This window comes from Rhizobium sp. CRRU65, from assembly GCF_048551595.1.
Classification (GTDB): Bacteria; Pseudomonadota; Alphaproteobacteria; order Rhizobiales; family Rhizobiaceae; genus Rhizobium; species Rhizobium leguminosarum_J.
Map to the genome: position 1 here is coordinate 151,176 of NZ_JBLYZH010000018.1, position 25,739 is coordinate 176,914.

Consider the following 25,739-nt stretch of genomic DNA (forward strand, 5'->3'; position numbering starts at 1 on the left):
AAGCAGATATGCAGAGCAAGATTCTCGTCAGCGCCTGTCTCATGGGCCAGGCCGTCCGCTATGACGGGCGGGCGAAGCCGTTGCTTCATCCGGCGATCGAGCGTTGGCGGGCCGAAGGCCGGTTGGTGACGATCTGTCCGGAGATGTCGGCGGGCATGACGGTGCCGCGGCCGCCGGCGGAGATCGCAGAAGCGGCGACCGGCGAGGATGTGCTGGCCGGCACGGCGCGGGTTGTCGAGCTGACGGGCGCCGACGTAACGGAAGAGTTCCTGCTGGCGGCGGAAAATGCCGTGGCGCTCGCACGGCAGGCCGGCTGCCACTATGCGCTGCTCATCGACGGCAGCCCGTCCTGCGGCTCCGGTTTCATCTATGACGGCACGTTTTCCGGCCGCAAGCAGGCCGGCAACGGCGTGACGGCGGCGGCGCTGAAAGCAGCCGGCGTTGAAGTGTTTTCCGATCGCGAGATCGAGCGGCTGATCGAACGCATCGGGCAATGAGCCTCAAAAGGCACGGCCGCCGGAGAACCGACGGCCGCTAAAAATTTGGTGATAAAAACGCTTTTGTCCCCGCGCCGTTTATGCGGCGCGGCGACCCTGATGCATGGCCGGGGCAGCGCTTTCGCCACTGACGCGGAAGCCGCGGATGAGGTCGATCAGCTCGTCGGTATCGGTGGCCAGCGTCTCTGCCGATGCCGTGGTCTCTTCGGCCATGGCGGCGTTCTGCTGGGTGGCGGCGTCGAGCTGGTTCATCGACGAGGAGATCGAACGCAGCGTCGTATCCTGCTCGGAGGCGCTGTGGGCGATCTTGGCGACAATCTCGTTGGCGGCCTTGATCTGGTCGGAGATGCGCTTCAGCGCCTCGCCTGCCTCGCCGACCAGACGGACGCCATGGTCGACCTGGCTGGAGGAGCGGGCGATCTGGTCCTTGATCTCCTTGGCCGCAGCGGCGGAGCGCTGGGCAAGTTCACGGACTTCCTGGGCGACAACCGCAAAACCCTTGCCGGATTCACCGGCACGGGCTGCCTCGACGCCGGCGTTCAGCGCCAAGAGGTTGGTCTGGAAGGCGATCTCGTCGATGACGCCGATGATCTTGGTGATCTCCGACGACGATTTCTCGATGCCGCTCATCGCCTCGATCGCCTGGGTGACGATCGCATCGCTATGGGTCGCTTCGGTGCTGACCGAATGGACACGCTTGCTCGCCTCATGGGCGCCGTCAGCCGTCTGACGGACGGCGACGGTGAGTTCGTCGAGGGCGGCCGAAGTCTCTTCCAGGCTGGCGGCCTGGCGCTCGGTGCGCTGCGACAGTTCGTTGGAGGCGCGGCGGATTTCTTCCTTGCTGGTGCCGATATCGGTGCCCTTGGCGCTGACCTTGGCCATGGCGGCCTCGAGATGCGACAGCGCATCGTTGAAGTTGTCGCGAAGGGCGGCATACTTCTGGCCGAGATCGGCGCAGCGGACGGTGAGATCACCACGGGCAATCATCTCCAGCGCCTGGCCGATCGTCGCCACCACCCTCGCCTGGAGCGTTGCTTCATCCTGCTGCTGGCGCAGATTGTTTTCGCGCTCGCTTTCCAGCGCCAGTTGCTGGGCCGCCTCGCGATCGGACATCGCATGACGCTCCCTGATCTTTTCCTGCAGTGACTGCGTCGCCTTCGCCATCATGCCGACTTCGTTGTTCATGCCGGTATGCGGGATGGCAATGGAGACATCCTCTTCGGCGACAGCCTTCAGGGCGGCATGGACGTTGTTGAGAGGTCCCGATATGCCGCGGATGACGACGTAGGCGGCGGCCATGGCAAGGAAGAACAGGACGATGCTGCCGGAGAGCGCGGTCAGGATCGTGCTGTTTATCTGAGCATCGAGATCGTCCATGTAGACGCCGGTGACGACGACGACCTTCCAAGGATCGAAGGCCTGTGCATAGGCCGTCTTGCGAAAATCGCCGGCGGGCTGGCCTGGTTTGGCTGTGGAATAATATTCGACGAGACCGCCGCCCTGCTGCCCGAGCTTGACCAGCTCTTCTCGATAGAGCTTTCCTTTGCTGTCCGGCTGACCCTTGTTGACCTGACCGATTTTCGCGGCATCGTAGTGGAACATCATCTGGATGTCGTAGCTATAGCCGAAGAAATAACCATCGGGGTCGTATTTCATTGCATTGACCGTGGCGTAGGCCTGCTTCTGGGCATCTTCCAGCGTCATTTCGCCGGCAGTCACCTTTGCCTGGTAGATTTTGAGAACAGAGACCGCAGACTGTACCTCCGCCCGCAGCATGTCATAGCGTTCGTTGTAGATCGCATTGACCGAGGAGCGGATCTGCAGGGAGGTGGCGATTGCAAACGCCACCATCAGGCCGACGACCAGCAATATGAGCTGTTTTGATATCTTCAAATTTTTCATGACGCCTCGCAACGGGAATGGGTGAATACATTCCGGTGCGGTTTTCTACCGCCTGTGCGAGCGCGCCGAAAAAGAAGACGCGTCTACCGCTGCTAAAATAAACATGCTGCGACCGGGTAAAGTAACAATTGATGCCCACCCTATAAAAAAGCTTTAATTTTATTATTCGCGACGTGCATTTCCCTAAAAATCCGGGGGTGCTTACAAAGCAAAACCGCCGGATTTTCATCCGGCGGTCGAATATCGCTTGTTTTCAAATTTTCAGCTGGCTCGGCGCATCGGTTCGGCCTGGCGGTGCTGTGGTGCACTGACGCGGAAGCCGCGGATGAGGTCGATCAGCTCGTCGGTATCGGTGGCCAGCGTCTCGGCCGATGCCGTGGTCTCTTCGGCCATGGCGGCATTCTGCTGGGTGGCGGCGTCGAGCTGGTTCATCGACGAGGAGATCGAGCGCAGCGTCGTATCCTGTTCGGAGGCGCTGTGGGCGATCTTGGCGACGATCTCGTTGGCAGCCTTGATCTGGTCGGAGATCCGCTTCAGCGCCTCGCCTGCCTCGCCGACCAGACGGACGCCATGATCCACCTGGCTGGAGGAGCGGGCGATCTGGTCCTTGATCTCCTTGGCCGCAGCGGCAGAGCGCTGGGCAAGTTCACGCACTTCCTGGGCGACAACCGCAAAACCCTTGCCGGATTCACCGGCACGGGCTGCCTCGACGCCTGCGTTGAGAGCAAGCAGGTTGGTCTGGAAGGCGATCTCGTCGATGACGCCGATGATCTTGGTGATCTCCGACGACGATTTCTCGATGCCGCTCATCGCCTCGATCGCCTGGGTGACGATCGCATCGCTATGGGTCGCTTCGGTGCTGACCGAATGGACACGCTTGCTCGCCTCATGGGCGCCGTCAGCCGTCTGACGGACGGCGACGGTGAGTTCGTCGAGGGCGGCCGAAGTCTCTTCCAGGCTGGCGGCCTGGCGCTCGGTGCGCTGCGACAGTTCGTTGGAGGCGCGGCGGATTTCTTCCTTGCTGGTGCCGATATCGGTGCCCTTGGCGCTGACCTTGGCCATGGCGGCCTCGAGATGCGACAGCGCATCGTTGAAGTTGTCGCGAAGGGCGGCATACTTCTGGCCGAGATCGGCGCAGCGGACGGTGAGATCACCACGGGCAATCATCTCCAGCGCCTGGCCGATCGTCGCCACCACCCTCGCCTGGAGCGTTGCTTCATCCTGCTGCTGGCGCAGATTGTTTTCGCGCTCGCTTTCCAGCGCCAGTTGCTGGGCCGCCTCGCGATCGGACATCGCATGACGCTCCCTGATCTTTTCCTGCAGTGACTGCGTCGCCTTCGCCATCATGCCGACTTCGTTGTTCATGCCGGTATGCGGGATGCTGATCGAAACATCCTCTTCGGCGACCGACTGCAGGGCATTGTGGATGTCCTTCAGCGGATGGGAGATGCCACGGATGAAGAAGACGGCGGCGGCGATGCCGCAGACGAAGACGATCAGCGAAGCGGTCAGCGCCTTCCAGATCGTCGCATTGACCTTCTGCTGCAAGTCATCGAGATAGACGCCGGTGCCGACGACGATCTTCCAGGGCTCGAAGGCCTTGGAATAACCGCCCTTGAGGAAGACCTGGTCTTCCGGCTGGCCCGGTTTGGTCCAATAGTAGAAGGTGCGGCCGCCGCCGGCCTTGCCGTTGTCGACCAGCGCCTGGCTGAATTTCGCGCCGGTCTTGTCGACCTGGCCGCTCATGTCCTTGCCGAGATTGACCGGGCTCGGATGAAAAAGCTGAACGACGTTGTAGTCGAAACCGAAGAGGTAACCGGATGGCTGGAAGCTGACGCGCTTCAGGATCTCGAAGGCTTCCGTCTGGGCGGCCTCATGCGTCATCTGGCCGGCCTTCTCGCGCTCATAGAAGGTATTGAGAACGGAGATGCCCGATTCGACCTGTGTGCGCAGCATGTCGAAACGCTCGTCGTAAATTGATTGTTCGGAGGTGCGGATTTCGAAATAGGTGGCGACTGCAAAAGCAGCCATTAGGACGCCGATCAGCGCAAAAAGTTGATGCGCAATCTTGAGCTTTTTCATGATTTGCCTCGCAAAGCAGCTGAATTAGAAACAATTCCGGATCGGGCAACTCCCGACCTGCGGACGTCTCATATCGCCCGCGCAGCTAGCGCAATCATGCGTCCTCCGGCCTTTCGATTGGTAAAATTAGAGTGGATGGCTGAATTATGTTTTAACGGGTCATGGCATCTATTTGCATGACTTGTGACGATTGAAATATAACTTCTCGAATAATTTCGTAAGTTGCATTTCTTCTATCCAACTTCAATAATTCAGCTTGTGATTGCGCATAAACAAGAATGCACCCTCGCTGCTCATCGAGGGTGCATTCGGTCCACCGGTGGTGGGACCCCAATCGATCGAAACCTTGATCAGGCAGGGGCAGGGAACTTATTTGTTTTGGGCAATTCCGGACGGAAATCGCTTCGCACTTTTCCTGGAGGTTGCTCCTAGAAACGCAGCTTGAATTCGGAAGCGTTAAGAGCTGCCGGTTGTTCCGTCATGGCTGCTGCAACAGGCCTGGCGTCGCCGCCAATGACGGCCGCCGTCGTCGCATTCATGTCGATGCCGTCTACCGGCGCCGCCGGCGGCGCGGCCGCAATCATGGATTCAGGCGTCGCCTTGCTGACGAAGACGACCGGCGAGCCGCCCATCCAGCCTTCGGTGCGATAGATCTTCTTTTCGCCGCCGACATCGCGGACTTCACTCGCCTGGAGGACGCCGGGTTTCAGCTCCGGCACCGTATAGTCCTTCTTGGTCAGCTCGGCCTGCAGCGGCGGGCAATGGGCGCAGGTTTCGGTGACGATGCTGCTTTCAGCGCGCGGCGCGGTCTTGCCGACCACCTCTATCGAGGACGCCATCACAGGGCCTGCCATCAGCAGGATTGCCGCACCGAGGAAAATCTGACGCATCAATGCCACTCCGTCTCATCTTGGGAGCAAATTAGCGCAGCTTTGTTTCCATCCCGTCAGGGGAAAGGGTAAAAATTTAAAGAACGGGCCGGTTTATACTCATACCGAGCCAGTTTCGCGCTCGATCGCCCGCCAGCCGATGTCGCGCCGGCAGAAGCCGTTTTCCCATCTCACCCTGTCAAGCAGCGCGTATGCGCGGTCCTTGGCCTCGGCGACCGTGCCGCCTGACGCGGTGACATTCAGCACACGGCCGCCGGTCGCAACCAGCGCGCCGTCCTTCAGACCCGTGCCGGCATGAAACACCTTCTCGCCCTTGCCTGCGTCCGGCAGGGAAAGGATCGGCGTGTTCTTGTCGTAGGCGCCCGGATAACCCTTCGAGGCCATGACCACCGTCAGTGCCGGATCCTCGTTCCATTCGGCCTTGACCTGATCGAGCGTGCCGTTGGCGGTGGCGAGCAGCAGCGGCAGGAGATCGCTCTTCAACCGCATCATCATCACCTGGCATTCGGGATCGCCGAAGCGGACATTGTATTCGATCAGCTCCGGCCCCTTCTTGGTGATCATCAGCCCGGCGAAAAAGACACCGGAGAAAGGATGACCACTCTCGGCCATGCCGCGCATCGTCGGTTCGATGATCTCTTTCATGGTGCGCTCGACCATTTCGGCGGTCATCACAGGCGCCGGCGAATAGGCGCCCATGCCGCCGGTATTGACGCCGGTATCGCCCTCGCCCACCCGCTTGTGATCCTGGGCGGTTGCGAGCGGCAGCGCATGTTTGCCATCGCAGAGGCAGAAGAAGCTCGCTTCCTCGCCATCGAGATAAGCTTCGACGACGACTTCGGCGCCGGCAGCACCAAAGGCGCCCTCGAAGCAGTCGTCGACCGCGGCCAAAGCTTCATCGAGCGTCATCGCAACCGTCACGCCCTTGCCGGCGGCAAGACCATCGGCCTTGACGACGATCGGCACGCCCTCGGCGCGGATATAGGCTTTGGCCTTCGGTCCATTGTTGAAGCGCTGGTAGGCGCCTGTCGGAATGCCGTAGCGGGCGCAGATATCCTTGGTGAAACCTTTGGAACCCTCGAGCTGGGCTGCGGCAGCGGAGGGACCGAAGACCGCCAGGCCATCGGCGCGCAGCCGGTCGGCGAGGCCGGCAACCAGCGGCGCTTCCGGGCCGACGACGACGAAATCGATCGCCTTGTCCTTGCAGAAGGCCACGACCGCTTCATGATCCTCGATGTCAACCGGCACGAGCACGGCGTGTTCGGCAATGCCGGGATTGCCGGGTGCGGCGTAGAATTCGCTCATCAGCGGCGATTGCGCCAGCTTCCAGGCGAGCGCGTGCTCGCGTCCGCCCGATCCGATCAACAGAACCTTCATGCGCGACCCTTTCCTTTTCTGTCTGGCGGTTAAGGGCCAAGGGCCGAAAGGTCAAGCGGGAAAGCTTACCAGCCCCCGCCTCCCCCACCTCCGCCACCGCCGCCGGACGAGCCGCCGCCGGAAAAACCGGAGGATGAACTTGAGGGCGGCGGCGCGGGTATCGTCGACGCGATGGTCGAGGCCATGGACGAGGAAAACCCACCGATACGATCGGAAAAGCTGCCGCTGTTGAAATTGCCGGCATACCAGGCGGGCGCATAGGCTGCAGCCGCACCGGCAGCGGCTGCAGCAAGCCAGGTCTCGAAGGTGCGTGACCAGGGTTTTTCGACGCCGAGCGCCACCGCATAGGGCAGCAGCGTCTCGAAATGCCGTGGCGACATTTCAGGGGCGCCGGCCGTGTTCATCCGGTCCTTCTCGGCAAGCGTCAGATATTGGCGCAGGCCGTCTATGCCATCCATCATCTTGGCGCCGAGCGGGGTCGGTGCACCCATGATGAAGACATAGAGGATGTTGAGCAGCACGATGCCGCCGACGGCAAACAGCATCGGCGTTTCGTGCAGTTCCACCAGCGACGAGGCAAGCGCCAGCACCATGGCCGCCAGGATGCTGATGCCGACGAAGACGCCGATCGCGGCGGAGATGATGGCGATGATCTTACCGAACAGCGACTTGCCGCGATGCAGCGACCTGACGAGGCCGGCGGCGAACACCGCAACGAAGACCGAAATGGCGATCGGGATCAGCATCAGCGCGATGGTATCCGGCGCCAGCGAACCGAAGACGAACAGGATCACTAGGGCTGCGGCGCTGAGCACGATGCCGCCGGCGGTATAGCCGAGGTTGGAATTGTAATATTTGCCGCGATGTTCTTTCTCGATCGCCGAGCGAAAGGCCTGGCCGACGGACTTCACCCGCTCGCCATTGGCCTTGTCGATCGTCAGCGTCGAACCGGCGCCGCCGGCGACCTTCAGCAATTCGATTTCGCCGGCCTGGAATTTCTCCTTGCCGAGTGGCTTGCCGGTGCCTTGGATGACAATCGAATTCTTCAGGTCTTCGAGCTTGACGTAACCGCGGACGGCAAGATTGAGCGCGGTGGCGGACAGCGCCGTCCAGCCCTCGCCGGAGAAGCCCTTATTGTCGATATAGTTGACCAGCGCCGGCGAGATACCATCAGGCGCGTCCCAGCGCGGCACGACGACGCCACGGGCAGGATCGCGGCCGACCTTCAGCCAGGAGCGCGTGTAATATGCCAAAACCAGGAGCAGACCGCCGAAGCCGATGAAATAATTGCGGTTGTCCTTCAGCCACCAGGTGCTTTCCATATCCGCGCTCGGCGGATCGATAGACCCCTTCGGCATGCGAATCGCAAAGGTCAGGCCTTCGTAGGCATCAAGCGGCGCGGTGGTGGAAAAGACCAAGCCAGCGCCGCTCTCGCTGACGCGGGCATTCTTTCCGGTGGCTCCCTCAGGGCCGGTGAAGAAGGTCGTCTCCGTCGCGCCGACATCAGGCGGCAGCTTCACCGTCGCCGTGGCCGAGCGGATCGGGAAGATCCAGCCGTTGCCGGTGACGTTCCAATAGAGTTCGTCATGATCGTCGAAATAGCGGATCTGGCGATTGGTCCTGTAGGTGAAGACGTATCGATGACGGCCCGGCGTCACGGTCACGTCGGCAGAACCGGCATAGATGCGGATGCCGCCTGATATCGATTCAGTGTGCCAGGGCTCGTTATCGCCGTCGCGCTGGACCGACACCATATCGAAATCGACGCTGCGGCGGCGACCCGCGGCATCGGTGAAATAGAGCGGGAAATCACGGAAGATGCCGTGGTTGATCTGATTGCCTTCGGCATTGACGGTGATCGTTTCCGTCACCGTCATCGCACCGCTTTTTTCGAGCGTAATGTCGGAGGCAAAACTGTCGATCACCTCGGCGGCAAAGGCCGCCGGGGCGGCGAGCATCAACAGCAGTGCAAAGCAAAATCCGAAAAACCGACGCCCCATCCCTGTCTCCCCGCCGGCAGCCTCGGCTGCGCGTTTCGTCAATCTTTGTCCTGATAGGTCACGCCGAGGGTGGCCAGCGTCCGCCAATAGGCGGGGAAGGTCTTGCCGACGCAATCGGGATCGAGAATGGTGATGCCGTCGATCTTCAGGCCGGCCAGCGCGAAACTCATAGCTATGCGGTGGTCGGCGAAGCTGTCGATCTCCGCCGGCAGATGTTGGCCCACAAGTGCGGGATCCGACTGCACGATCAGATCGTCACCCTCCTCGCGGGCAAGGCCTGAAACAATGCGGTTGAGGCCGGTCGAGAGCGCCTGGATGCGGTCGCATTCCTTGACGCGCAGGTTGGCGATGCCGACGAAGCGAACCGGCGTCTCGTTGAAGGCGGCAAGCACGGCAAGGGTGGGAACGGCATCCTGCATCTGCGAGCCGTCGATCTCCGACGGCAGATGCGGGAATTTGGCGATCATGTCATAGGCGCGCGCATCCGGCTGCGAAAAGGCGTCGGAGGGAACACCGAGATCGATCGCGCCGCCTGTGAGGACTTCGGCGGCCCAGAGATAGGTCGCGGCCGAGGCATCCGGCTCGACGATGAAGTCGGCAGCGTGGTAGCCGGTCGGCTCGACGCGCCATGTGACCGGGCTGGTCTTCTCGACCTTGGCGCCGAAAGCCTTCATCGCCGCCGTGGTCAGATCGATATAGCCGAGCGCGCCGATATCCTCGCCGACGAGTTCGATGTCGATCGGCCGGTCGCCGCCGGCCGCCATCATCAGCAGCGCCGAAACATACTGGCTGGACAGGCCGCCATCGATGCGGATGCGGTCGGCCTGGAAGCGGCCGGTGCCCTTGACGGTGACCGGCGGGCAGCCGGTCTCGGCACTCACGTCGATGCCGAGCGTTCGCATCGCCTCGACCAGCGGCCCGATCGGGCGCTTGCGCATATGTTCGTCGCCATCGACGATGACGGTGCCGTCGACCAAAGCCGCAGCCGCCGTCAGGAAACGTGTCGCCGTGCCGGCATTGCCGAGGAAGAGCGGCGCCTTCGGCGGCAGTAGCCTGCCGCTGCCGGTGACGACGAAGGTGGTATCGTCAGGCTCGTCGATCGTAACACCCATGGCACGCAGCGCTTCGGCCATATAACGCGTATCGTCGCTCTTCAGCGCCCCGGTCAGCCGGCTCGTGCCCTTCGCAAGGCCGGCAAGCAGCAGCGCGCGATTGGTGATCGACTTGGAGCCGGGCGGCATGGCGCGGCCCGAAAGCGGCCTGCCCGGCGGAATGATCGTGAGTTTGGCTGTGCGTGTCATGCTGTTCTTCCGTCCATGGGGCGACCCTGAAGCGCGTCGCGATCTTTCAGATTCGCTTGGCCCACCCTTCAGGTCTTTGGTTTTGCGCGACATGCTCAAGCCGGCCGCAATCTGCCCTTGCTCTTAATCGCTTTCTGGCAAAGGCAAAATGCCGGATCGTCAGAATTTCACGGTGGGGACGGCGCGGTCGGCTTCGTTGGTGATTTCGAAATATTCCCGCTTGGCAAAGCCGAACTGGCCGGCGACGAGATTGGACGGGAAGCTTTCGACCTTGACGTTCAGGTCGCGGGCCGCACCATTGTAATAACGCCGCGCCATCTGCAGTTCGCCTTCCATGGTTTCCAGCGAGGCCTGCAGCTCGGCAAAGTTCTGGTTGGCCTTGAGATCCGGATAGGCCTCGGCAAGCGCGATGACGCGGCCGAGCGCCTGGCCGAGCAGACCTTCCGCCTGCGCCCTGCCGGCCACATCGCCCGATGGCACGGCCTGCGCCTTGTTGCGGAGCTCAACCACCTCTTCGAGCGTCGATTTTTCGTGGGCGGCATAACCCTTGACCGTCTCGATAAGGTTCGGGATCAGGTCGGCGCGGCGCTTGAGCTGGACGTCGATGCCCGACCAGGCTTCTTCCGCCATCTGTCGCGCGCGAACCAGGCCGTTGTAAATGAAGACGAGATAGAGAGCGATGACAACGATAATAGCGAGTATCACATACATGCAGATGAGCTCCCCCGATTTGATGATCGCACGTTAGTGATTCGGCATAACAAAGTCATCTTGGCGCAGTCATTCTTTGACTGATTTCGATCAGACTTTGAAAATACCGCTCGTCTAAGAACTTGTTCGCCAATCCGGAGCATAGGCATCCATCTTCTCGCTCTCTCGCCAGAGGTTGAAACGTTCGGTCCAGCGTTGCTCGACACCAAGCGCGACGGCGAAGGGCAGATGGTGCTCGTAGCATTCGATCGACATTGGCGGGCAATCGATCTCACCGTGGAAATAACGGTGCAAACTGAGGATGTTATTGCGGATCTGCCGCTGCTTCGACGTTGGCATGCGCAGCATCGCCAAAACGGCGATAATGCCGGCAATGTGCAGCAAGATCGCCACCAGATATGGCTGCTGTTCGCCGATCACCTCGGTCGTGCCGATATAGCAAAGTGCAACAATCAGTATCGCCGGAAGACCCACAAACAAACTAATCGCCTGTTTGAACTGCTCGGAGGTGCCGGTGGCCACGGGAAACCGCTCTGGATGGCGGAACATTGTTACCACCAGAAAAACAATGAGCAATATCCCGCAGATGGCCGCGGAAAAAATCAAGAGGCCCGACAAATAGGCAGTGGCAATGCCAAGAACTAGAATTGTAGCCGAAGTCGTCAACGCTGCTCGATCTGCGCCGCCTCTAACTTTCCAATATTCCTCGGCGACTATCTGGTGCAAGTCACGTTCGAAACCATACAGGGCATATACGACGGTGCGCCGATCATTGACGGGCCGCTCTCCTTCAATTCGACCAAATACCGAACGTGTCACAGCTGGAAGACCATACCATCTGGCGCGCGCCACCTTGCCCTTCTTGCGCACCTGCCTGGCAGACAAATCCGAAGCTTCAGCATTCTCCCCAAGGCCAGAAATGCGAAGCAGTCTCTTCGTTGCGAGATGGCAGACAGACGCCATGAAGGCCGCCTTTGCAGTATCCGGCTTCCAGTTCCAAAACACATAGGCGGCTAAAGCAGGCGAGATGCTCTCCGTCTTTTTGCTATCGCCAGCAATTGAAGGTGCAGGCAATCGCCAGCCCTGCCCCAATCTCGTGAGGACAAACAGACCGGCGATGAGCGGTCCCAAAATGCTTATGAATGGGAGAAAGTGATCGGAAAGCCACCACTGCACCCGCTCGCCGCTCGTTACGGTCACAAAGGTCCCTGCGGGATATTCGATCTCGATGTCCGGCAGCTTTCGATCCGCTTTACCTACTGGAATAGATACCAAGATCTCATTCGGTGCGCTCCGCGTAATGTCATAGCCCGCCGCCCGATCCTGTTGCGAGGGGCGTACCGTTCCGCCCGGCGGCAGCTTCAGAGTAAGCGTTTTTTTCGCTCCCTGGCCGTGCACGCGGCCCATATAGGCCGGCAGGAAGAGAACCTCGTGATCGCCTTCCTGACGAACCAGGCGTCCGAGCCAGTAAGCGATCTGGATCTTTGTAACACCGGTGAGCAGATCTGCAGAACAGCTTTTGCAGTGCTCCGCTCCTATGTAAACCGAATAGCCCGGCACATTGTTTTCTTTGAAATAATATTCGTCGATTCCGTCACGCCGGGCTGCGGCCAGTTCGAAATCGCGCCAGTGAACACCACCTGACGCATCCGTGAAACGTTGAGGGATATCAACGTAGACGCCGCCGTAATTTTCCGCCTTTTTTACCAAAATGTCGAAGTGTTCCGACACAAACGCACTGCCGTCGGTATAGACTTCGATCGTAGTGTTTGCCGAATAGACGGTGAATTCTTTGTCGAAATTGCTGCACGAAGTCAGGACGAACAGCATGGCGCATAAGATGGGCCATGCTAAAAGGCGCAACATCCTGGGGGCGGAATTTTCATACAAAAGTTTAAAGTAAAGAATACCGCTCTTCAAAAGAGATACCGAAGCCATACGTGATCGCAACACCCACAAGACAATGTGGGGGCGGTTTGCGCAATACAAAAGAAGCGGAGCGACGGAAGCGACGGAAATTTTCGAGACGGCTTTTACGCCGCCTCTTTCGAGAGATTGACGCCGCCGGCGTCGGTCAGCAGAAAGGCTTCGCCGCAGGCCTTGGCAAGCGTGCGAACGCGCAGGATATAGCTTTGGCGCTCGGTGACCGAGATGACGCCGCGGGCGTCGAGCAGGTTGAAGACATGGCTTGCCTTGATGCACTGGTCATAGGCCGGGAAGACGCATTTGTGCAGGCGCTGGTTGGCGTTGTCGCCGGGGGCGCCGGCATCGAGCAGCGCCCGGCATTCCTTCTCGGCATCGACGAAATGGCGGTGCAGCATCTCGGTATTGGCGAACTCGAAATTATGACGCGAATATTCCTGCTCGGCCTGCAGGAAGACATCGCCATAGCTGATCTTTTCGTCGCCGTCGCGGCCGTTGAAGTTCAGGTCGTAGACATTGTCGACGCCCTGGACATACATGGCGAGCCGTTCGAGACCATAGGTCAATTCGCCAGCGACCGGCGAGCATTCGATACCGCAGACCTGCTGGAAATAGGTGAATTGCGAGACTTCCATGCCGTCGCACCAGCATTCCCAGCCGAGGCCCCAGGCGCCGAGCGTCGGGCTTTCCCAGTCATCCTCGACGAAGCGGATGTCATGCAGCAGCGGATCGAGACCGATCGCCGCCAGCGAGCCGAGATAAAGCTCCTGCAGATTTGCAGGGTTCGGCTTCAGGATGACCTGGTATTGGTAATAATGCTGCAGCCGGTTCGGGTTTTCGCCATAGCGGCCGTCGGACGGGCGCCGCGACGGCTGGACGTAAGCGGCCTTCCAGGGCTTGGGGCCGAGGGCGCGCAGCGTGGTGGCAGGGTGGAAGGTGCCGGCGCCGACTTCCATGTCATAGGGCTGCAGCACCGCGCAACCCTTGTCCGCCCAGTAATTATGCAGGGTCAGGATCAGCGCCTGGAAGGAGCGCTTCGGGTTCATATGGTCTGGGATAGCTGACATCGAACGGCACCGATTGCTTGGGATTTATCGGCGCGACAGGTGCCATGGAGGGCGGCGGGGGTCAAGACTTTTGCAGCGGCGGAGAGCCATCGAATGCCGATATGGAAGAGGAATTCTTTCTTGTGCTGTGGGGGGTGCCCCCCTCTGTCCTGCCGGACATCTCCCCCACAAAGGGGGAGATCGGCTGGGGGGAATGTGCCGGCTTTCATAACGGCTCCGCGCAGGCGTTCCGTTGTTTGGGGAAGCCTTAGCCACTTGCCGATCTCCCACCTGTGGGGGAGATGCCCGGCAGGGCAGAGGGGGGCTTCCACCTGCAGAGCGCCCGGAGCCATTGCCGGATGAGGGGCAAATGAGTGGCGACGCCTCTTATTCTCCCTCGCGCTTCAGCCGGTACTCTCCCGTCGCCGGGTCCTTGACCAGCGTGCCGATCGCGCCGGTCTGGCGCTCTTTTTCAGCACGGCGCGACTTTTCGGCGAGCTTGCGGGCATCGGAGACGAAGCGGCGGTAAAGCCACCAGGCTGAGAAGACCAGGATCAGAATAGTAATTAACTGCGGCATGCCCCTCTCTTGCTCCCTTCAAAGCCCGAAACGGCTCCACAATGCTCTTTCTTCCGCCGCTTCGACAAGCCCTGTCGCGAGACCGGATGCAGCGCCCTCGAGCGAAACCGGCGACACACCTGGAATCCGGCGGCCGAACAGGCCGCGGCCGGCGGTGACGAGCTCCAGTTTGGTCTTCTGGCCGTAGCGCCTCTTCAACTCCTGGCGCATGTCGCCGAGGCCATCGATGAGGCCGAGTTCGAGGCCGCGCGTGCCGCTCCAGAACAGGCCGGAAAATACCGTCGCATCGTCCCTCAGCTTGCTGGCGCGACGTTCGCGCACCATGGAGATGAAGACCTGGTGGATTTCGAGCTGCAGGCTCTTCAGATACTCGATATCCTTTTCCTTTTCCGGCTGGAAGGGATCGAGGATCACCTTGTTTTCGCCCGCCGTATAGACGCGGCGTTCGACGCCGATCTTCTTCAAGAGTTCGGGAAAGCCGAAACCGCCGGAAACGACGCCGATCGAGCCGACGATGGAGGTGGCGTCGGCAATGATCTCGTCGCCGGCAAGCGCGATCATGTAACCGCCGGAGGCAGCGACATCCTCGACGAAGACCAGAACCTTCTTCTGTTTCTCACGGGCGAGCTCGCGAATGCGGGTGAAGATCAGGCGCGACTGGACGGGCGAGCCGCCCGGCGAATTGATGGAGATGGCGATCGCCGGCGCGTCCTTCATGGCGAAGGCCTTTTCCAGAACCGGAGAGACATTGGCGAGATTGAGGGTCGGTCGGAACTGGCCGCCGCCGCTGATAATCGCCCCTTGCAGCCGGACGACCGGAATGGTGATGCCGTCCTTGCGGAACCGTTTCGGCAGCAGTTTTCTCAAGAATCCGGCCATTTTCCATCCTTCGCTTCGGGTCGCACGATCGCCTCCATGTATGCGCTGGAACGGCAAACGCAATGGCCGCGTTCCTGAAAATAGCGGGTTTGAATTTGTTATTGCGAATGACTTGCATTATCATTCTAATTCGTCATAGTGCGCTGACGATAAAACAGGTGGAAATCGCATGGACGCCCTCAATCCGAATGCAAAGAACGGCTGGCGGCACGAACGCGGAGAAGCGTCGCTGTCGGATGTTTACCGCACCGTCGGTACTGGGCGTCACAGCTCGAGATGGCGAAGGGCGGCAGCCTTCGCCGGACCGGGCTACATGGTCGCCGTTGGCTATATGGACCCCGGCAACTGGGCGACCTCGCTCGCCGGCGGCTCGAAATTCGGCTATGCGCTGCTCACCGTCGCTCTGCTTTCCAACCTGATGGCGATCGTGCTGCAATCGCTCTGCGCGCGCCTGGCGATCGCCTCCGGCCGCGACCTCGCCCAGGCCTGCCGCGACGCCTTTCCGAAATATGTCTCGCTGCCGCTCTGGGCCTTTGCGGAAATCGCCATCATCGCCACCGATATCGCCGAGGTGATCGGCACGGCGATCGGCCTCAACCTGTTGATGGGCATCCCGCTCGAACTCGGCGTGCTGATCACCGCGCTCGACGTCTTCGTGATCCTCTTCCTGCAGAAGCTCGGCTTCCGCTGGGTGGAAGCCTTCATCATCGCGCTGCTCGGCGTTATCGCCGTCTGCTTCGGCGTGCAGATACTGCTGGCCGACCCGCAATGGGGCGCGGTCCTCACCGGCTTCTTCCCGACGACGGAGATCGTCACCAATCCCGAGATGCTCTATCTGGCGCTCGGCATTCTCGGCGCGACCGTCATGCCGCACAATCTCTACCTCCACTCCGGTATCGTGCAGACGCGGGCCTATGGCCATACGGTTCCCGAAAAGAGGGAGGCGCTCACCTTTGCGACGATCGACTCGACCGTCGCGCTCTGTTTCGCGCTGCTGATCAACGCCTCGATCCTGATCCTGGCTGCCGCCGCCTTCAATGCGCACGGCAAGACTGACGTCGTCGAACTCGGCGATGCCTATTCGCTGCTGTCGCCGCTGCTCGGCCTCGCCATCGCGCCGACGCTGTTCGGCATCGCGCTTCTCTGCTGCGGTCTCAACTCGACGGTGACGGCGACGCTTGCCGGCCAGATCGTCATGGAAGGCTTCCTCAAGATTCGGCTAAAGCCGTGGGTGCGCCGCCTGATTACCCGGGCCATCGCCATCGTGCCGGCAGCGATCGTCACCATCTGGTATGGCGACCAGGGCACGGCAGAGCTTTTGATCCTGACCCAGGTGGTGCTCAGCCTGCAGCTTTCCTTCGCCGTCTTCCCGCTGGTGATGTTCACCGCCAACAAAGCCAAGATGGGTGAACTCGTGGCACCGCGCTGGCTGAGTGGGGTTGCGTATCTGATCGCGATCGTCATCGCCGGGCTGAACGTCAAGCTGCTCTTCGACTTCGTCACCGGCTGAAGCATTTTTCAGGAAAAGTGTGGCGCCAGTCTAAAGCCTGGCGTAGGCCGCCCGGCCATTGTTAAAATCATCGACGAGGGGGGAGAACTTGTGGCTCCCCTCTTCGTGCATGATGAGGGCCGCACGCAGCGACAGCCGCGCCCGCGATCCCTTGATCGCGGTCACCAGTATCCGCACGGCGTTTTCACCCGGACGCGGGTGGATAGCGGTGATCTCGATGCCGCCGAAGCGCCGGCCGCAGGCGGCGACGATCTCGGCGATCGACTGTGGCCTGGCGATCAGCGACAATTGCCCGCCTGGGATTATGATGGCGCCGGCGGTGCGGATCCAGCTTTCGAACAGGCCGTCGGTCATCGCATGGGCTTCGGCCTTCAGCGCGTCCGGTGTACGCCGGTCGCCGGCGTCGTTGAAGGGCGGGTTCATGATGACGTGGTGGAAGCTCTCATCGGTGAGCCCGGCATCGTTGCGCGCCTTGGCGGTCAGCGTCACATCGGCCTCGACGACGCTGACGCGGCCGGCGACATGGGCATTGTCAGGCAGCAGGATGCTGCGGCGGGCATAATCGGCCATCTCGGCCGAGCGCTCGAAAAGCACGACTTGCGTATTGGCAAGCCGCGAGGCGACGGCAAGGCCGGCAGCGCCGGCGCCGGCGCCGAGATCGGCGACCCTGACCGGACGATCGTCGGCGACGAGCGCCGCAAGCAGCATCGCATCCATGCCGGAGCGATGACCCCTGCCCTTCGGCTGCACCACATGGAAGCCGCCGCGATGAAAGGCATCGACAGTGTCAGTGGCGGTCATCGGAGCTCACTTCCGCTCGCGCAGCTCGCCGCCGAGACCGGCATCGGTGAGGATGCGGCGCGCCTGATCGGCCATCTCCTCATCCACCAGCAGGCGGCGCGACAGCATGCCGAGCGAGCCTTCCAGCACGCTCATGCCCTGATCGGCGATGAAGCAGTGAATTCCGGCATCCTTCATCAAACTCTCGGCAAAGGAGAGCAGAACGGGGTCGTTGGCGCGGATAAGCTCATGCATTTGCCGTCGTTTTCCTTCCAATTTCGCTCAGCGCGACAATTCACCCCTTGCCGCGTCCATCGCCCCTTTCTATTGTCAGGTGCAATGAATGAATAGGAGTCCGGGTCGTTGGGCGTGGTCATACCGCTTGAAGAAAGCAAAAACAAACTGGCATCCATAAAGCCGCTGGTCGATCTCACCAGGGCGGATATGGAGCGAGTAAACCAGCTCATTCTGTCTAAGGCCGGCTCCGACGTGCAGATGATCCCCGAAGTGGCGAACCATCTGATCTCGTCCGGCGGCAAGCGGCTACGGCCGATGCTGACGCTGGCTTCCGCCTCGCTGTTCGACTACAGGGGCGAAAACCACGTCAAGCTCGCCACATCGGTCGAGTTCATGCACACGGCAACGCTGCTGCACGACGATGTCGTCGACGAAAGCGATCTGCGCCGCGGCAAATCGACGGCGCGGATGATCTGGGGCAACCAGGCAAGCGTGCTGGTCGGCGACTTCCTGCTCGGCCAGGCCTTCCGGATGATGGTCGATGTCGGCTCGCTCGATGCACTCGATGTGCTGTCTTCCGCCGCCTGTGTGATCGCCGAAGGCGAGGTGCTGCAGCTTTCCGTCGCCAAGAACATGGAGACGACGGAGGACGATTATCTCTCCGTCATCCGCGCCAAGACGGCGGCTCTCTTTGCCGCCGCCGCCGAAGTCGGGCCAATCGTCGCCGAGGCCGGCCGGTCCGGCCGCAATGCGCTGAAATCCTACGGCATGAATCTCGGGCTCGCCTTCCAGCTGGTCGACGACGCGCTCGACTATGGCGGCAAGGCGGCCGATCTCGGCAAGAATGTCGGCGACGATTTCCGCGAGGGCAAGATCACCCTGCCGGTCATTCTCGCCTATCGCCGCGGCACCGAGGACGAGCGCGCCTTCTGGCGCGATGCGATCGAAGCCGGCAACAGCACCGACGCAAACCTCGAAAAAGCGCTGGGGCTGATCACCAAATATGGCACGCTGAGCGACACGATCGGCCGCGCGATCCATTACGGCACGATCGCACGGGATGCGCTTGCGCCCCTTCCCGATACGGTCTGGAAATCCGCCCTGATGGAAGTGATCGACTTCTGCATCGAGCGCGTCAATTGATCAAACGTCCTTGATCGCAGGCTGATTTTCTTGCGGCGCCGCTTCAAAAAAGCCATCCTGTTATGAATCAGTGATCGCAACTTGTTTTGCGACCGGCACATTGTCCGGGACGCTGTCGAAGAAAGGTTTCCTAATGCGGCAGAGACTTGCCATCCGTCTTCTTACGAGCGCAGCGCTTGCCGCTGTCCTTTCGCTCAGCGGTGTCGGCGGCGCGAACGCCGAGGATGCGGCCAAGACAGACGATGCCGGCACGGCCGTTCACTTTGATGCGGACAGCGTCACCACTTTCTCCGGCGCCTTCCTCGCCGCGCGCACGGCCGATGTCGATCATGACTACGAAACCGCGATCGAACTCTACAAGAAGGCGCTGCAGATCGAGCCCGGCAATCCCGAGATTCGCCAGCGGCTGATGATCTCGCTGCTGCTAAATGGCGATATCAAGGACGGCGTTAAATATGCCAACGACCTGAAGGGCGATCCTTCCGTCGAGCGCATCACCACGATCGTGCGCGGCATGGATGCCGTGCGCCGCGACGACTACAAGTCCGCCGAGGCCATCCTGAAATATAAGGGGCCAAACGATCTCGACCGGATGATGAACGACCTGCTGCTCGCCTGGGCCCGCGTCGGCGCCGGCCGCGGTAAGGAAGCGCTCACCATGGTCGAGAAGATGAAGGGCCCGGACTGGTTCCGCATCTTCCAGAATTACAATGCCGGCGCGATCGCCATCGTCACCGGCGACGTGAAATCCGCCCGCCAGCATCTGAACGATGCCGTGCTCGACAAGGAAGGCGGCGCGACGGCGCCCGACACCTTCATGCGCGCCGTGATGGCGCTTGCCCGCCTCGAAGCAACACAAGGCAATAAGCAGAAGGCGCTCGACGCCGTTTCCGTCGGCGACAACCTGCTGCCGAATTATGCGCCGCTGAACGCGCTGCGCGACAGTATCGAGAAGAACGAGAAGCAGGACCAGCAGGTCAAGACGGCCGAAGAGGGTGCTGCAGGCGTGCTCTTTTCGGTCGGCGGCGCGCTGAACCGCGACGGCGCCGAAGACATCGTCTCGCTGTATCTGCAGACGGCCAATGCGCTCGATCCGAACAGCGCCGATACGCTGGTGCTGCTTGGCGGCATTGCCGAGAAGCAGAACCAGATGGACCGCGCCATCGCGCTCTACAAGAAGGTGCCGGAGAATTCGCCGATGCGGCGCATCTCCGAGCTGCAGCTCGGCCTTGCGCTTGCACAGGGCGGCAAGGTGGATGAGGCGCGCAAGCACCTGCAGGCGCTGATCACCTCCGACCCGAAGGACATCCGCAGTTACCTCGCTTATGGCAGCGTGCTCTCCGACGCCAAGGACTACCAGGCGATGGCCACGAATTACGACAAGGCCGTCGAAACGATCGGCCCCATTCCCGGCCGCGCCAACTGGAGCGTCTTCTTCCAGCGCGGCATCGCCTATGAGCGGCTGAAGAAGTGGGACCAGGCGGAACCGAACTTCCGCAAGGCGCTGGAGCTCAATCCCGACCAGCCGCAGGTGCTGAATTATCTCGGCTATTCCTGGATCGACATGAACCGGAACCTCGATGAAGGTCTCGGCATGATCAAGAAGGCCGTCGACCTTCGCCCTGACGACGGCTACATCATCGATTCGCTCGGCTGGGCCTATTTCCGCCTCAACCGCTTCGACGATGCCGTCGACGAGCTGGAGCGGGCCGCACAGATCAAGGCCGGCGACGCGACGATCAACGACCATCTCGGCGATGCCTATTGGCGCGTCGGGCGCAAGCTCGAGGCCGTCTACCAGTGGAACCGGGCGCTCGCCTCCGAGCCCGAAGCTGCCGAGATCCCGAAGATCAAGGACAAGGTCGCCAACGGCCTGCCTCCCGCCAGTGACGATGCCAAGGCGGCCGACAAGAAGCAGCCGGATCCGGCGCCCGTCACCCCGCCGCCGGTCGACAAGAAATCCTGACGGACCATGCCTGATGAGGGCGTGGCCGGCGTGAGATCAAAGAAATAGAGCATGATGTCGTCCGAAAACCGCTCACACTTTTCGGCATCATGCTCTAGCTTTTCCGAGGAAGCACGCGCGAAAATCAACCTCGCCCTGCATGTGACGGGCCAACGGCCGGATGGCTATCATCTGCTCGATATGCTGGTGACCTTCGCAGATCACGGCGATCGGCTGGACTTCATGCGGTCGCCGACCGACGCATTGACCCTGTCCGGCCGTTTTGGCGAAACGCTTGCCGGCGACGGCGGCACCAACCTGGTGCTGAAGGCCCGCGACCTTCTGCGTGAGGTGGTCGGTCCCCTCGCCTTTCCCGTCCGCATCCATTTGGAAAAGAACCTGCCGATCGCCTCCGGCATCGGCGGCGGCTCGGCCGATGCGGCCGCGACGCTGCGCGGGCTGATGCGGCTCTGGGGCACGACGTTATCTGCGGAGACGCTCGCAGCATTGGCTCTGAAGCTCGGCGCCGACGTGCCGATGTGCCTGGAGAGCCGGCCGCTGATTGCCCGCGGCATCGGCGAAAAGATCGAACCGGTGCCTGATCTGCCGGCCTTTGCCATGGTGCTTGCCAATCCGCTGAAGGGCGTCGCGACGCCTGAGGTTTTCCGCCGGCTGGCGACAAAGAACAATCCGGCCCTGAGCCTGGCTTTGAGCGGGTCTCAGGCTGCCGACTGGCTCGCGGCGATTGCTGCTGCCCGCAACGACCTGGAGCCGCCGGCGCGCGGACTCGTGCCCGAGATTGCGGCGATCTCGGCGATGCTGCAGGCTCGCGGCGCCCTGTTGACCCGCATGTCCGGTTCCGGCGCCACCTGTTTCGGCATCTTTGCGAGCATGACTGCTGCCGAAGGTGCGGCGGCAGCTCTTCACGACAAGCGCCCTGACTGGTATTTCCAGGCGACAGAAACGGTTTCGGGAGGCGCGTGATGGCAGGTCTGGACGAAAAGCGACCCTTCATCGCGGTCGGCATTGCGGTTTTGACGATCTCGGATACCCGCACGCCGGAGACGGACAAATCAGGCGACACGCTGGCGGCGCGGATCAGGGAGGCCGGGCACAGGCTGGTCGACCGGGGGATCGTGCCCGATGATCGCGAAAAGATTGCCGCGCGGGTGAAGGCCTGGACTGAGAACCAAGACATAGACGTCGTCATCACCACAGGCGGCACCGGCTTTACCGGCCGTGACGTGACGCCAGAGGCGCTGGAGCCTTTGTTCGAAAAGCGCATGGACGGCTTTTCCGCCATCTTCCACCGGATCTCCTACGAGAAGATCGGCACGGCGACGATCCAGTCGCGCGCCACGGCAGGTGTTGCCAACGCGACCTTCATCTTCGTGCTGCCGGGTTCGCCCGGCGCCTGCCGGGATGCCTGGGACGGCATTCTGAAAGGACAGCTCGACTATCGCAGCGCGCCGTGCAATTTCGTCGAGATCATGCCGCGGCTGGACGAGCACCTGAAACGCGGCGCGACGAAGTAGGGCATGGTTGCCCCTGGCGCACAGGGGCCTTCACTATGTGGCCAGGCCTGGCAGGACGGGCATCGTGTCCCAGCTGTCACCCGACAGCAGAACACAGCTTATGCCGTGAACATCCGTGACGATGAGGGTCCAGGTGCCGCTTTCGGCGGCATAGACCTCAAGAATGGCGTTCTCGTTGATCAGTCCGACTGCCGTGAGCTTTTCGGCGAAGTTCTTGTCCAGGAAATTGACGATTTCGGGTCGGCCTGCGCAACTGCGCATCATCTGCGATGCAGCCGAATGCGGATGCGCGATCACCAATGTCGGCAATATGACGGCTACGAGGCCGTAGATCCTACCGCGTGCCATGACGCACCTCCTTTCGCCGGGAACCCGGCAGAAGAGGAGATTTTCGCTGACCTGTTCTGCCGTTCACCGGCATTCCATGGCCATTCCGTTGCGAAGCGAGGCGCTTCGACGGCGCCATGTTTGAATTATAGCGCGAAATCCTATTGGGCGCCATCTTTTGCTCATGGAGAGAGTTGTGGCACCTATCGCGCAGCGCGGGCAACCCAGGACGGAATCAGTTCGCTCGCGAGCTTGCGCGGCTTCTGGCCCTTGACGAATTCAGTCAACCGCATCCCGCTTTTGGCGATGGCGAGCGCCTGCTTCTTCGGCAGGAGAAAGCCGAGTTCCAGCGGCGGCACGGCCCGGCCGACACGCTGGAAGAAAGGGCGCCTATAGGCACGCGATGCGGTGAAGCGCGCCGGCAATTTGTTCAGCGCGACATATTCAGCGATCTCATCGATCCAGCCGGCCTGGGGTCTGGCGCCCGGCTCGACAAAGAGCAGCCATTCGCCGCGCGCCGAGCGGACGATGTCCTTGATATCCCACTGCGAATGGAAGCGGCAGCCGGCGGCGTCGGCCACCCGCGAGGTGCCGTCGCGCGAGCCGTGATCGAGCACGACCACATCGCTCACCAGCCCCTCCACCGCGCCTGCCACCAATACCGATAAAGTCTGTGCCAGCTCAGATTCCTGATCCTGACATTCGAGAACAACCGTCAACATTGACTATTTATAATGCGCCGCACAAATTTTTGCCAGCACCGTTTTCCTCATTTTGTTCTTGCATTGTTCTCGTTTTGCGGATAGGAATTTAATCAGCAAAACGGGCGAAGGCGATGGCTTTTCGCCGCGGGAGAATCCGATGAGAGAGCAGTCCCTGGCAGGGCAGGCCGCATTCGCGCCTGCCAATACGGCAGATATTGCCGATGCGATGATCGTTTCCTCCGGTCTGAGAGTCGAGGTCGATCGGCGGCGTGGACGTGGAGCGGGACTGAACCCGACAGGTCGGTTCGAGGCGCAGCAACGCGAAACCGTCGACGATGGCTGGCAGACGTGGGAAGAGCTGCCGCCATTCAAGACCGAAGTGCAGGTCGAGAAGCCGCGCACGGCCATCACCCGTAACGAATCGCCGGACATTCCCTTCGACCGCTCGATCAATCCCTATCGCGGCTGCGAGCACGGCTGCATCTATTGTTTTGCCCGACCGACACACGCCTATATGGGGCTTTCTGCAGGGCTCGATTTCGAGACGAAGCTGTTTGCCAAGCCCGATGCGGCAAAACTCCTGGAGCGGGAACTCGCCAAGCCCGGCTACAAGGTGCGGGTGATCGCGATCGGCACCAATACCGATCCCTATCAGCCGATCGAGAAGGAATGGCGCATCATGCGTGGCATTCTCGAGGTGTTGAACAAGGCGAACCATCCGGTATCGATCGTCACCAAGTCGGCGATGATCCTGCGTGATCTCGACATTCTGCAGGAGATGGCAGCTAAGAACCTGGTGCGCGTCGGCATCTCGGTGACCACGCTGGATCGCAAGCTTGCCCGGACGATGGAGCCGCGAGCCGCCACGCCGCCGCGGCGGCTGGAGACGATCCACACGCTTGCCGAAGCAGGCATCCAGACGGCTGTGCTGGCCGCCCCGCTCATCCCGGCGTTGAACGACCACGAACTGGAGCGCATCCTCGAATCGGCCAAGGCTGCCGGAGCCGCCGAGGCGAGCTACGTCATCCTCAGGCTACCACTCGAGGTCAGCCCGCTGTTTCGCGACTGGCTGCTGCAGCATTACCCCGATCGTTACCGGCATGTGATGTCGCTGGTGCGCTCGATGCGCGGCGGTAAGGATTACGATGCCGAATTCGGCAAGCGCATGAAGGGCGCCGGCCCCTATGCCTGGCAGATTGCCCGGCGCTTTGAAATGGCCGCCCGACGTTTCGAGCTGACGCGCCGCAGCATGCCGCTGCGCGACGATCTGTTCGTGCCGCCCGATGGCAGCGGCGTGCAGCTGTCGCTTCTTTGATTTTTGAGCTTGCGCATCGGCTCTCGAGAAACCGCCTGTTTTCGAGCCCGAGCGCAATTCCCGCGGATGGCCCTGACCGCCACCATCCGCCGGAGCGTCCCCGGCCGCCGCCCTGATCCGGGGACTTGCGGGCAATCGGGTTGGTGTGCGAGGTTCAGCCGCATGAAACCTCGCACACCACCCGATTCTCCCCTGCTTTTCGACACGGCTCCGCTCGTGCCGGATTTCCGGCTGGAACTCAAAGCCCGCAAGGCTGGCCACTGGCCCGTCGCCGGCGCCGACGAGGCAGGCCGCGGGCCGCTGGCGGGACCCGTCGTTGCTGCTGCCGTCATTCTTGATCCGAAGCGCATCCCTGAGGGTCTGAACGATTCCAAGCAGCTGTCGGCGCAACGGCGCGAGGAACTGTTCGTGCAGATTCTGGCGACCGCGACCGTCTCTATCGCCTCCTCCAGCTCGACGCGCATCGACGAGACGGATATCCGCAAGGCAAGCCTCGACGCCATGCGCCGCGCCATCTGCAGCCTCGCCATTCCGGCCAGCTACGTGCTGACCGACGGGCTCGACGTGCCGCCCGGCCTCGACTGCCCCGGACAGGCCGTGGTCAAGGGCGATGCCCGCTCGGTCTCGATCGCCGCCGCCTCGATCGTCGCCAAGGTGACGCGTGACCGAATGATGGCGCGGGCCCACAGCGTGTTTCCGGATTACGGCTTTGCCGCGCATGTGGGCTACGGCACGGCGCAACACCGCGCCGGCATCGAGAGACACGGCCCCTGCTCGCTGCACCGGATGAGCTTCAGGCCATTGCGTAAGACCGAGGGCGCTCCTGAGACGGACGAGCTGCTTTCCGAGTAGGTTATTCAAAAGACCGGGATATGCCCGAGCTTGTCCCAATGCTGTCCGGTTCACGCCGAAGGCTGCCCCTCACCCTAACCCTCATATGCGCTAGGTTAAGCGAGCGTGTAGATCGTCGCATTGTTTTCGGCGTCGTCGCGGCGGCTCACAGAGGTGGCGACGACTTCGCGTGACGAGATTACAGACGGCCTGCCACAGAAGTGG

The 25,739-nt window shown here is 61.5% G+C and carries 23 protein-coding genes; 8 read left to right on the plus strand and 15 right to left on the minus strand.

Annotation, left to right across the window (positions count from 1 at the left end; all coding sequences use genetic code 11):
* Positions 1–8 precede the first annotated feature (8 nt).
* On the plus strand, positions 9–497 hold the full coding sequence (locus tag ACM5SV_RS29855) for a DUF523 domain-containing protein (RefSeq protein ID WP_113545790.1): 489 nt from the start codon (positions 9–11) through the stop codon (positions 495–497).
* A gap of 78 nt (positions 498–575) precedes the next feature.
* On the opposite strand, the gene ACM5SV_RS29860 is transcribed toward ACM5SV_RS29855, so the two are convergent.
* From ACM5SV_RS29860 to ACM5SV_RS29910, 11 genes are all read right to left on the minus strand, one after another.
* On the minus strand, positions 576–2,399 hold the full coding sequence (locus ACM5SV_RS29860) for a methyl-accepting chemotaxis protein (RefSeq protein ID WP_222015617.1): 1,824 nt from the start codon (positions 2,397–2,399) through the stop codon (positions 576–578).
* Between the two features lie 261 nt (positions 2,400–2,660).
* On the minus strand, positions 2,661–4,481 hold the full coding sequence (locus tag ACM5SV_RS29865; RefSeq protein ID WP_419425467.1) for a methyl-accepting chemotaxis protein: 1,821 nt from the start codon (positions 4,479–4,481) through the stop codon (positions 2,661–2,663).
* A 428-nt stretch (positions 4,482–4,909) separates the two neighbouring features.
* Positions 4,910–5,371 carry a plant virulence effector HPE1-like domain-containing protein gene (locus ACM5SV_RS29870; protein WP_222015622.1) on the minus strand — a complete coding sequence of 154 codons (462 nt, stop codon included), beginning with the start codon at positions 5,369–5,371 and terminating at the stop codon, positions 4,910–4,912.
* Positions 5,372–5,470: 99 nt separating this feature from the next.
* Entirely contained in the window at positions 5,471–6,748 is a 1,278-nt protein-coding gene (purD, locus tag ACM5SV_RS29875; protein ID WP_221970903.1) for a phosphoribosylamine--glycine ligase, read from the minus strand.
* A gap of 65 nt (positions 6,749–6,813) precedes the next feature.
* The gene (locus ACM5SV_RS29880; protein WP_221970907.1) at positions 6,814–8,748 is read right to left on the minus strand and encodes a DUF2207 domain-containing protein; all 1,935 of its coding nucleotides are present in this window, start codon (positions 8,746–8,748) and stop codon (positions 6,814–6,816) included.
* A gap of 38 nt (positions 8,749–8,786) precedes the next feature.
* Entirely contained in the window at positions 8,787–10,049 is a 1,263-nt protein-coding gene (locus ACM5SV_RS29885) for a 3-phosphoshikimate 1-carboxyvinyltransferase (protein ID WP_222015624.1), read from the minus strand.
* A 159-nt stretch (positions 10,050–10,208) separates the two neighbouring features.
* Positions 10,209–10,760, minus strand: a complete 552-nt coding sequence (locus ACM5SV_RS29890) for a LemA family protein (protein ID WP_012756255.1) — start codon at positions 10,758–10,760, stop codon at positions 10,209–10,211.
* A gap of 114 nt (positions 10,761–10,874) precedes the next feature.
* Positions 10,875–12,698, minus strand: a complete 1,824-nt coding sequence (locus ACM5SV_RS29895) for a DUF2207 family protein (RefSeq protein ID WP_409936792.1) — start codon at positions 12,696–12,698, stop codon at positions 10,875–10,877.
* A gap of 95 nt (positions 12,699–12,793) precedes the next feature.
* Positions 12,794–13,750, minus strand: coding sequence for a glycine--tRNA ligase subunit alpha (locus ACM5SV_RS29900; RefSeq protein WP_017993106.1), 957 nt, complete (start codon positions 13,748–13,750; stop codon positions 12,794–12,796).
* 366 nt (positions 13,751–14,116) lie between these two features.
* A complete protein-coding gene (locus ACM5SV_RS29905; RefSeq protein ID WP_003556931.1) occupies positions 14,117–14,308 on the minus strand; it encodes a membrane protein in 192 nt (63 codons plus the stop codon).
* Between the two features lie 18 nt (positions 14,309–14,326).
* Positions 14,327–15,187: a S49 family peptidase gene (locus ACM5SV_RS29910; RefSeq protein ID WP_221992649.1), complete on the minus strand. Its 861-nt coding sequence runs from the start codon at positions 15,185–15,187 to the stop codon at positions 14,327–14,329.
* A gap of 169 nt (positions 15,188–15,356) precedes the next feature.
* On the opposite strand from ACM5SV_RS29910, the gene ACM5SV_RS29915 reads away from it, so the two are divergent.
* Complete coding sequence (locus tag ACM5SV_RS29915) at positions 15,357–16,697, plus strand: Nramp family divalent metal transporter (protein ID WP_012756252.1); 1,341 nt, start codon at positions 15,357–15,359, stop codon at positions 16,695–16,697.
* A 30-nt stretch (positions 16,698–16,727) separates the two neighbouring features.
* On the opposite strand, the gene ACM5SV_RS29920 is transcribed toward ACM5SV_RS29915, so the two are convergent.
* Entirely contained in the window at positions 16,728–17,498 is a 771-nt protein-coding gene (locus tag ACM5SV_RS29920; RefSeq protein WP_222015627.1) for a tRNA1(Val) (adenine(37)-N6)-methyltransferase, read from the minus strand.
* A 6-nt stretch (positions 17,499–17,504) separates the two neighbouring features.
* On the minus strand, positions 17,505–17,732 hold the full coding sequence (locus ACM5SV_RS29925; protein WP_003556924.1) for a DUF2007 domain-containing protein: 228 nt from the start codon (positions 17,730–17,732) through the stop codon (positions 17,505–17,507).
* A 108-nt stretch (positions 17,733–17,840) separates the two neighbouring features.
* Between ACM5SV_RS29925 and ACM5SV_RS29930 the strand changes: the two genes are divergently transcribed.
* From ACM5SV_RS29930 to moaB, 4 genes are all read left to right on the plus strand, one after another.
* Positions 17,841–18,857, plus strand: a complete 1,017-nt coding sequence (locus ACM5SV_RS29930; protein ID WP_003556922.1) for a polyprenyl synthetase family protein — start codon at positions 17,841–17,843, stop codon at positions 18,855–18,857.
* A gap of 133 nt (positions 18,858–18,990) precedes the next feature.
* The gene (locus tag ACM5SV_RS29935; protein ID WP_012756250.1) at positions 18,991–20,823 is read left to right on the plus strand and encodes a tetratricopeptide repeat protein; all 1,833 of its coding nucleotides are present in this window, start codon (positions 18,991–18,993) and stop codon (positions 20,821–20,823) included.
* A 51-nt stretch (positions 20,824–20,874) separates the two neighbouring features.
* Entirely contained in the window at positions 20,875–21,786 is a 912-nt protein-coding gene (locus ACM5SV_RS29940; RefSeq protein ID WP_012756249.1) for a 4-(cytidine 5'-diphospho)-2-C-methyl-D-erythritol kinase, read from the plus strand.
* Positions 21,786–22,337 (plus strand): molybdenum cofactor biosynthesis protein B, encoded by a 552-nt coding sequence (moaB, locus tag ACM5SV_RS29945; RefSeq protein WP_012756248.1) that lies wholly within the window; start codon positions 21,786–21,788, stop codon positions 22,335–22,337. Before ACM5SV_RS29940 ends, moaB begins: the two co-directional genes overlap by 1 nt.
* A 33-nt stretch (positions 22,338–22,370) precedes the next feature.
* On the opposite strand, the gene ACM5SV_RS29950 is transcribed toward moaB, so the two are convergent.
* Positions 22,371–22,685 (minus strand): hypothetical protein, encoded by a 315-nt coding sequence (locus tag ACM5SV_RS29950; RefSeq protein WP_128440039.1) that lies wholly within the window; start codon positions 22,683–22,685, stop codon positions 22,371–22,373.
* Positions 22,686–22,867: 182 nt separating this feature from the next.
* The gene (locus ACM5SV_RS29955) at positions 22,868–23,386 is read right to left on the minus strand and encodes a glycosyltransferase family 2 protein (protein ID WP_017993099.1); all 519 of its coding nucleotides are present in this window, start codon (positions 23,384–23,386) and stop codon (positions 22,868–22,870) included.
* A gap of 139 nt (positions 23,387–23,525) precedes the next feature.
* On the opposite strand from ACM5SV_RS29955, the gene ACM5SV_RS29960 reads away from it, so the two are divergent.
* Together ACM5SV_RS29960 and ACM5SV_RS29965 are read left to right on the plus strand one after the other, a co-directional pair.
* The gene (locus ACM5SV_RS29960; RefSeq protein ID WP_113545780.1) at positions 23,526–24,683 is read left to right on the plus strand and encodes a PA0069 family radical SAM protein; all 1,158 of its coding nucleotides are present in this window, start codon (positions 23,526–23,528) and stop codon (positions 24,681–24,683) included.
* A 162-nt stretch (positions 24,684–24,845) separates the two neighbouring features.
* The gene (locus ACM5SV_RS29965) at positions 24,846–25,535 is read left to right on the plus strand and encodes a ribonuclease HII (RefSeq protein WP_222015629.1); all 690 of its coding nucleotides are present in this window, start codon (positions 24,846–24,848) and stop codon (positions 25,533–25,535) included.
* The last annotated feature ends 204 nt before the right edge of the window (positions 25,536–25,739 follow it).

Bases quoted from the DNA above. Each gene is read 5' to 3' on its own strand.
- ACM5SV_RS29855 (WP_113545790.1), top strand. From the start codon at position 9: ATGCAGAGCAAGATTCTCGTCAGCGCCTGTCTCATGGGCCAGGCCGTC.
- ACM5SV_RS29860 (WP_222015617.1), bottom strand. From the start codon at position 2,399: ATGAAAAATTTGAAGATATCAAAACAGCTCATATTGCTGGTCGTCGGC.
- ACM5SV_RS29865 (WP_419425467.1), bottom strand. From the start codon at position 4,481: ATGAAAAAGCTCAAGATTGCGCATCAACTTTTTGCGCTGATCGGCGTC.
- ACM5SV_RS29870 (WP_222015622.1), bottom strand. From the start codon at position 5,371: ATGCGTCAGATTTTCCTCGGTGCGGCAATCCTGCTGATGGCAGGCCCT.
- purD (WP_221970903.1), bottom strand. From the start codon at position 6,748: ATGAAGGTTCTGTTGATCGGATCGGGCGGACGCGAGCACGCGCTCGCC.
- ACM5SV_RS29880 (WP_221970907.1), bottom strand. From the start codon at position 8,748: ATGGGGCGTCGGTTTTTCGGATTTTGCTTTGCACTGCTGTTGATGCTC.
- ACM5SV_RS29885 (WP_222015624.1), bottom strand. From the start codon at position 10,049: ATGACACGCACAGCCAAACTCACGATCATTCCGCCGGGCAGGCCGCTT.
- ACM5SV_RS29890 (WP_012756255.1), bottom strand. From the start codon at position 10,760: ATGTATGTGATACTCGCTATTATCGTTGTCATCGCTCTCTATCTCGTC.
- ACM5SV_RS29895 (WP_409936792.1), bottom strand. From the start codon at position 12,698: ATGGCTTCGGTATCTCTTTTGAAGAGCGGTATTCTTTACTTTAAACTT.
- ACM5SV_RS29900 (WP_017993106.1), bottom strand. From the start codon at position 13,750: ATGTCAGCTATCCCAGACCATATGAACCCGAAGCGCTCCTTCCAGGCG.
- ACM5SV_RS29905 (WP_003556931.1), bottom strand. From the start codon at position 14,308: ATGCCGCAGTTAATTACTATTCTGATCCTGGTCTTCTCAGCCTGGTGG.
- ACM5SV_RS29910 (WP_221992649.1), bottom strand. From the start codon at position 15,187: ATGGCCGGATTCTTGAGAAAACTGCTGCCGAAACGGTTCCGCAAGGAC.
- ACM5SV_RS29915 (WP_012756252.1), top strand. From the start codon at position 15,357: ATGGACGCCCTCAATCCGAATGCAAAGAACGGCTGGCGGCACGAACGC.
- ACM5SV_RS29920 (WP_222015627.1), bottom strand. From the start codon at position 17,498: ATGACCGCCACTGACACTGTCGATGCCTTTCATCGCGGCGGCTTCCAT.
- ACM5SV_RS29925 (WP_003556924.1), bottom strand. From the start codon at position 17,732: ATGCATGAGCTTATCCGCGCCAACGACCCCGTTCTGCTCTCCTTTGCC.
- ACM5SV_RS29935 (WP_012756250.1), top strand. From the start codon at position 18,991: ATGCGGCAGAGACTTGCCATCCGTCTTCTTACGAGCGCAGCGCTTGCC.
- ACM5SV_RS29940 (WP_012756249.1), top strand. From the start codon at position 20,875: ATGATGTCGTCCGAAAACCGCTCACACTTTTCGGCATCATGCTCTAGC.
- moaB (WP_012756248.1), top strand. From the start codon at position 21,786: ATGGCAGGTCTGGACGAAAAGCGACCCTTCATCGCGGTCGGCATTGCG.
- ACM5SV_RS29950 (WP_128440039.1), bottom strand. From the start codon at position 22,685: ATGGCACGCGGTAGGATCTACGGCCTCGTAGCCGTCATATTGCCGACA.
- ACM5SV_RS29955 (WP_017993099.1), bottom strand. From the start codon at position 23,386: ATGTTGACGGTTGTTCTCGAATGTCAGGATCAGGAATCTGAGCTGGCA.
- ACM5SV_RS29960 (WP_113545780.1), top strand. From the start codon at position 23,526: ATGAGAGAGCAGTCCCTGGCAGGGCAGGCCGCATTCGCGCCTGCCAAT.
- ACM5SV_RS29965 (WP_222015629.1), top strand. From the start codon at position 24,846: ATGAAACCTCGCACACCACCCGATTCTCCCCTGCTTTTCGACACGGCT.